The organism is Cetobacterium sp. (genome assembly GCF_051658645.1).
Taxonomy (GTDB): domain Bacteria; phylum Fusobacteriota; class Fusobacteriia; order Fusobacteriales; family Fusobacteriaceae; genus Cetobacterium_A.
Genome location: NZ_JBOFMZ010000070.1, coordinates 1 through 5,568, shown reverse-complemented (window position 1 = coordinate 5,568; position 5,568 = coordinate 1). Strand labels below are relative to the sequence as shown.

The window sequence follows — 5,568 nt, the reverse complement described above, 5'->3', positions numbered from 1 at the left end:
TAACTTTAATTCTAACCTTTGTTTTGATTAACTCTATCTTAGAATTTTTAATGTCATCAATTTTAGAAATCAAAATCTTAGAAAAATTCTTAATTTCAGAGTTATATTTGTACAGTTCATTTAAGCCTTTTATAACATCGACTTCTTCATACTTCGTTATAATTTTATCCATAGCTTTTTGAGAGTAAACTAAATCTACAAACCTATTTTTACGAGCTTTTTCGATTGCTTTTACGAGCTTTTCTGATAATTCTTTTTTTTCTATTGCTTCTGTTAATTGAAGAGCTGAAAACTTTATAGATTTCCAAGTTGTACCAATTTTTTCAATTTTCCAATCTAAAACTATATTATTTTTTTGAAATAATTCTTTTTTAATTTGCTCTAAAACTCTTCTTTTAATATCAAAATTATTGTATGTTTCAGGATAAGAAAGAATCTTTTTTAATTTACTGATTTCTAATTTTGGAATATTATTATTGTATCTTTTTAACATTTCAAAAATAATAACAGTGTATTTACTTTTGAAATTTTGAAGTTCTATTAAATTTAAACAAGTATAATAATTATTTTTCAATAGATTTTCTATCAATATTGGTGGTAATGCAAGCTTTATAAAATTATTTTTTATTTCAAATTGAGATAACAAATTAAAATATGTTTTTATATATTTATTGTCATAGGTATATACTTTTGTTGATAACAAATTCAATAGATTTTCTTTTAATTTCACTTTAAACTGATTGTTAGTTACTCCACTATAATCGGTTAGTTCTAAAAAACCAATTTCAAAAACATCACTCTTTCTATCTGGATCATTATAAAATTTATGAGCTTTTTCTAGTATTAAATTATATGCTAAATGTGTTGATAAAGATAGCTGCTGAGAACTATCAACTGGGGCTATTTGAATTAACTCATTTCTCTTATATAATTTTTTAGTTTGCATTATTTTTTCCTCTCATTAGTCCATTGGATATAAGTTCTTTATCTATATTTTGAATCTTATATCCATTTGATAAAAGTTCTTGCATTACTTCAATAGTTGAATCCAAAGTAATTAATTTATCATCATCTTTGATAAAACAAACTCCAAGCATTGAATCAGTAAGTAAATACTTATCAACTCTTTTTTGAAAAAATACTTGTGGAAATTTTTCATCAGACAAATTTCTAAATTCTAATACATCTCTATTTTTCATTTTTTCTGCTAAATACTTCTTTATTATAACTATATATTCTTCTTTTGAAAAAGTTGGTTTCATGCTCTAAACTCCTTATAAATACTATTGTTTTTATCTATAATATAACAAAAAAAATACGACAAGTCAATATGTGTTGTCTGATATTTTAATCAATTTGTCGTTAATTTTAATCAATTTGTCGTTAATTTTAATCAATTTGTCGTTTTTTTTTTGCTATCAATTTGATTTAGACATTGATTTTACTAGGTTTTATACAAAAAAAGGACACACGTAAATTATTAAATCTATAAATATACAAACAAGAAAAAAGTATGTATTTTTTTAAATTTAAAAAATCTTAAATAATATAATATCAAAAATATAAAATTAGCTAAAAAGCTTTTAAAAGCCTAATTAGAGTTTTTTAAATAGTTTACCTAAAAATTGTTTGAACGAGCACCAAGGGACTCTGAGAGGTTTTAAACGGTATTTTTAACAATAGATTTTTATTAAAAATAGGAGACTATAAAATATAATCTCCTATCATATATTAATTTATATTTTCTCTCTCCAACTTTTTGAAAGTAAGGAGTTTATCACGGTAATATTCATACTGTTGCTTTCTTGCCTCTATCTCTGCTGGTAATCCTGTTTTTATATCATTTGTAAGAGTATCAAATCTATCTAGTATATCTACAATACGTTGTTGTTCTTTTAAAGAAGGTAAAGGGATTTCAATTCCTGTTATCAATGTAGAATTTAAATCTCCTCTTGCGCCTTGTTTTCTTGAAAGTAATTCTTCGTATTGACTACAAACACAATAATATACATATTTATAAAGTGCTTTAGTCTCATCTATTTCCATATTATAACAGTGTTGATTTGTTGTTGTTGGAATCTTATTTATTGCACATCTACCAGCTGTTGCACCAGAAATAGCAACAATCACACAATTAGATGGTATCCATTTTGCAGATGTTTTCTTTACTGCTTCTTCAGTTATAAAACTTTTAACTTCAAAAATTTCATTAAACTTAACATCTTGTGTTCTTAACCAAGGTATCGTTCCATTTAAATAAAACTTTTCTTCTCCTTTTCTAGGAGTTCCTCCTGAACATCCTTTTTTAATTACATTATTGAGCAATACTCTTTCTGAAAGTTTATTATTAATCAATAAGCTATCTCTATAATACTCATACTGCTGTTTTCTCGCTGTAAGCTCTGTTGTAAGCTCTGTTGTAAGCTCTGTTGTAAGCTCTGTAAATGTATCTAAAATACGTACAATCTCCTCTTGTACCGCCAGTGGAGGGAGAGGTAATTCAATATTTTTTACTATATCAGCATTTAAATTTTGAACAGTACCACCAGATGAAGCTTTTTGAGCCATTACCTTTTGAATTTTATTTGAACTTAATAAATAATATAAGAAATCAGAAATAAAGTATTTTTCAAATTCACTAATAGATAGCCATCCATCATGAATACAACCATCAATAGCTAAAATATATGGTCTTCCGAAGCTCATAGAATTTGATAATATAAAGTCTCCTTTTTTTACAAATCTAGATTTTTTTGCACCTTCTTCTGTTATTTTATTTTTCGAACAAGTGACATATTTATCTCCTGTATTAATATCACCAATTTTAATCCAATTGACACCTTCTTTATCTAAAGTTATAAATTTACTGATTGGTCTTGGTGATGCTCCTCTCAATATTTTAGCCAATTTTCCAAATTCTTTATATTCAACCCCATCAGGGCATAGTTTATCTATTAATTCTACTAGTTTACTACTCATATTAAACCTCCTCTGTGTTGTATTCACTATAACCCTCGTAGTAATAACTAACGTCAATACCTTTCATAAATAGAGTACGGTCGTCTATTTCACTAGTTAAAGCTGATTTCAAGAGGTATTTAATCTCTATATCTTTAACAACACTTCTCTCCATAGCTGATAAATATTCATCTTTATCTACTAAATTCCAATCAATTACTCTCATAATATTTTCTTTTAATATCAAATCAAGCCATATACGAGTTGCTCTTCCATTTCCTTCACGGAAAGGGTGAGCAATATTCATCTCAACATATTTCTGGATAATTTCATGGAATGTTGTTTCAGGCATTTTATCTATATATTTTAAAGAGTGCTCTAAATACATCAAAGGAGCAAAACGAAAGTTATTTTTAGCTATATTAACCGTTCTAATTTTCCCAGCAAAATGATAAATATCTCCGAATAGATATTCATGAATATATTGAAGCCCTTCAAAAGTTCCAATTTTCACCTTTTTAATATCCCCAGAGTCATAAAGCTGTTTAGCTTTTTGCTTACTAATCTTTTCTTCTACTTTTGAAAGCTCTATTTGACTAGTAATATTCAGTTTGTTTTCTAAAATCAACTACTCCACCTCAATTTCAGAGACTATCTTATCTATTTCAAGACGAAGTCTATCTATATTGCTAACTGTCTTTTCAATTTTAGCATTTAGCTCTTTTATATCTATAACCTCTCTCGTGTCTTCTGCTTCTACATAAGTGTTTACAGAAAGACTGTAGTTCTCTTCTGCTATTTTATCAGTGTCGACAGATATTGAAACATACTGGATATCTTCTTTTTTATCGAATATTCTTAGAATTTCTTCAACGTGCTCCTCTGTTAAGATATTATTATTTGTTTCTTTTTTAAAGAAGTTTTCACCACTTGCATCTATAAATTGAGTTTTACTATCTTTTTTACTTTTAGATAATATCAATATATTAACCGCTATTGATGTTCCAAAGAAAAGGTTTGGAGCTAACGATATAACAGTTTCAACGTAGTTGTTATCAACTAAATATTTTCTAATCTTTTGCTCAGCACCACCACGATAGAATATTCCAGGGAAACAAACTATAGCAGCACGTCCTTTAGCTGAAAGATAATCTAAGCAATGTAGCACAAAAGCAAAGTCAGCTTTAGATTTTGGTGCTAAAACTCCAGCTGGAGCAAAACGTTCGTCATTAATAAGAGTTGGGTCATCACTACCAATCCAATTAACTGAATACGGTGGATTTGATACAATTGCATCAAAAGGTTTTTCATCTCCAAAATGTGGTTCTGAAAGTGTATTTCCTAATCTAATATCAAATTTATCATAGTTTACATTATGTAAAAACATATTCATACGAGCTAAATTGTATGTTGTATGATTAATTTCTTGTCCATAAAAACCATCTTGAATAATATGGTCATCAAATTGCTTTTTAGCTTGTAATAATAATGAACCTGAACCAGCAGCTGGGTCATAAATTTTATTGATGCTCGTTTGATTGTGTGTTGCTAATTTTGCAATAAGTTTAGAAACACTTTGAGGTGTAAAAAACTCTCCTCCAGATTTACCAGCATTTGCAGCATAGTTAGAGATTAAAAACTCATAAGCATCACCGAATAAGTCTATATGATTATCTTCAAAATCTCCAAAGTTAAGACCATCAACACCTTTAATAACAGCTGCTAAATGACTATTTTTATCTCTAACAGTACTTCCCAATCTATTACTTGTAGTATCAAAATCAGCAAACAATCCTTTAATATCCGATTCAGATGGATATCCATTTGCAGAACTTTCAATAGCAGAAAATATACTTGCTAAATCTGTATTTAAACTTTCGTTCGTATTTGCATTCTTAGCAATGTTACTGAAAAGTTCGCTTGGATAAATAAAATAACCTTTTGTTTTTACTGCATCGTCCTTAATTTCATCAGTTATAACATCATCATTTAAATCTGCATATTTAAAGCTATCATCTCCAGCTTCGATGTAATTAGAAAAGTTTTCACTAATAAATCTGTAAAATAACGTTCCTAAAACATATTGTTTAAAATCCCATCCGTCTATTGAACCACGAACATCATTCGCTATTTTCCAAATCTGTGATTGCAACTCTGCTCTTTGTGCTGTACTCGACATTTTTATTCCTCCAGTTTTTATATAAATCAATTCTATTAATTATAACATTTTTTCTTATTTCTATAATTTTTTTTCTTCAATATCTCCAATAAACTCATTGCATTTTTTGATTACTTTAATTTTTTGTGTTTTAAAGTGTCTGTAAATTTTGGATAATTAAAAATGATTACCTATCACTTCGGTAAGTTTTTTAGCTGTTAAAATACCCTCGTTTCTTATTGCAATAACTTCTTTCAAAATACTAAGCAATAACTCTTTTTTAGCATCTTCACTGTAAGAATAAACAATATCTGCTAATTCTAAAGCTTCTAAAATCTTCTTTTTAATTTCAGATATATCATCCATTGATTCGCTAGATTCTACAGGTTCAACGTTTTGAAAGAGGGTTTTATCAGTTTCAGAAGAGTTATTCAGCATATTTTCATTTTTTT

The 5,568-nt window shown here is 27.6% G+C and carries 6 protein-coding genes; all 6 read right to left on the bottom strand.

Features of this window, described 5'->3' with window-relative positions; translation table 11 throughout:
- Window positions 1-946: replication initiation protein (locus ACRCZX_RS09055; RefSeq protein ID WP_438582608.1), on the bottom strand; the 946-nt coding region annotated here is incomplete at its 3' end.
- Complete coding sequence (locus tag ACRCZX_RS09050) at window positions 936-1,262, bottom strand: hypothetical protein (RefSeq protein ID WP_438582607.1); 327 nt, start codon at window positions 1,260-1,262, stop codon at window positions 936-938. The genes ACRCZX_RS09050 and ACRCZX_RS09055, both read right to left, overlap by 11 nt.
- A gap of 469 nt (window positions 1,263-1,731) precedes the next feature.
- On the bottom strand, window positions 1,732-2,979 hold the full coding sequence (locus ACRCZX_RS09045; protein WP_438582606.1) for a restriction endonuclease subunit S: 1,248 nt from the start codon (window positions 2,977-2,979) through the stop codon (window positions 1,732-1,734).
- 1 nt (window position 2,980) lies between these two features.
- Window positions 2,981-3,586, bottom strand: a complete 606-nt coding sequence (fic, locus tag ACRCZX_RS09040; protein WP_438582605.1) for a protein adenylyltransferase Fic — start codon at window positions 3,584-3,586, stop codon at window positions 2,981-2,983.
- Window positions 3,587-5,137 carry a type I restriction-modification system subunit M gene (locus tag ACRCZX_RS09035; protein ID WP_438582604.1) on the bottom strand — a complete coding sequence of 517 codons (1,551 nt, stop codon included), beginning with the start codon at window positions 5,135-5,137 and terminating at the stop codon, window positions 3,587-3,589.
- A gap of 156 nt (window positions 5,138-5,293) precedes the next feature.
- Window positions 5,294-5,568, bottom strand: a 275-nt coding sequence (locus ACRCZX_RS09030; protein WP_438580946.1) for a hypothetical protein, incomplete at its 5' end; no start/stop codon positions are given.

Bases quoted from the DNA above. Each gene is read 5' to 3' on its own strand.
- ACRCZX_RS09050 (WP_438582607.1), bottom strand. From the start codon at position 1,262: ATGAAACCAACTTTTTCAAAAGAAGAATATATAGTTATAATAAAGAAG.
- ACRCZX_RS09045 (WP_438582606.1), bottom strand. From the start codon at position 2,979: ATGAGTAGTAAACTAGTAGAATTAATAGATAAACTATGCCCTGATGGG.
- ACRCZX_RS09035 (WP_438582604.1), bottom strand. From the start codon at position 5,137: ATGTCGAGTACAGCACAAAGAGCAGAGTTGCAATCACAGATTTGGAAA.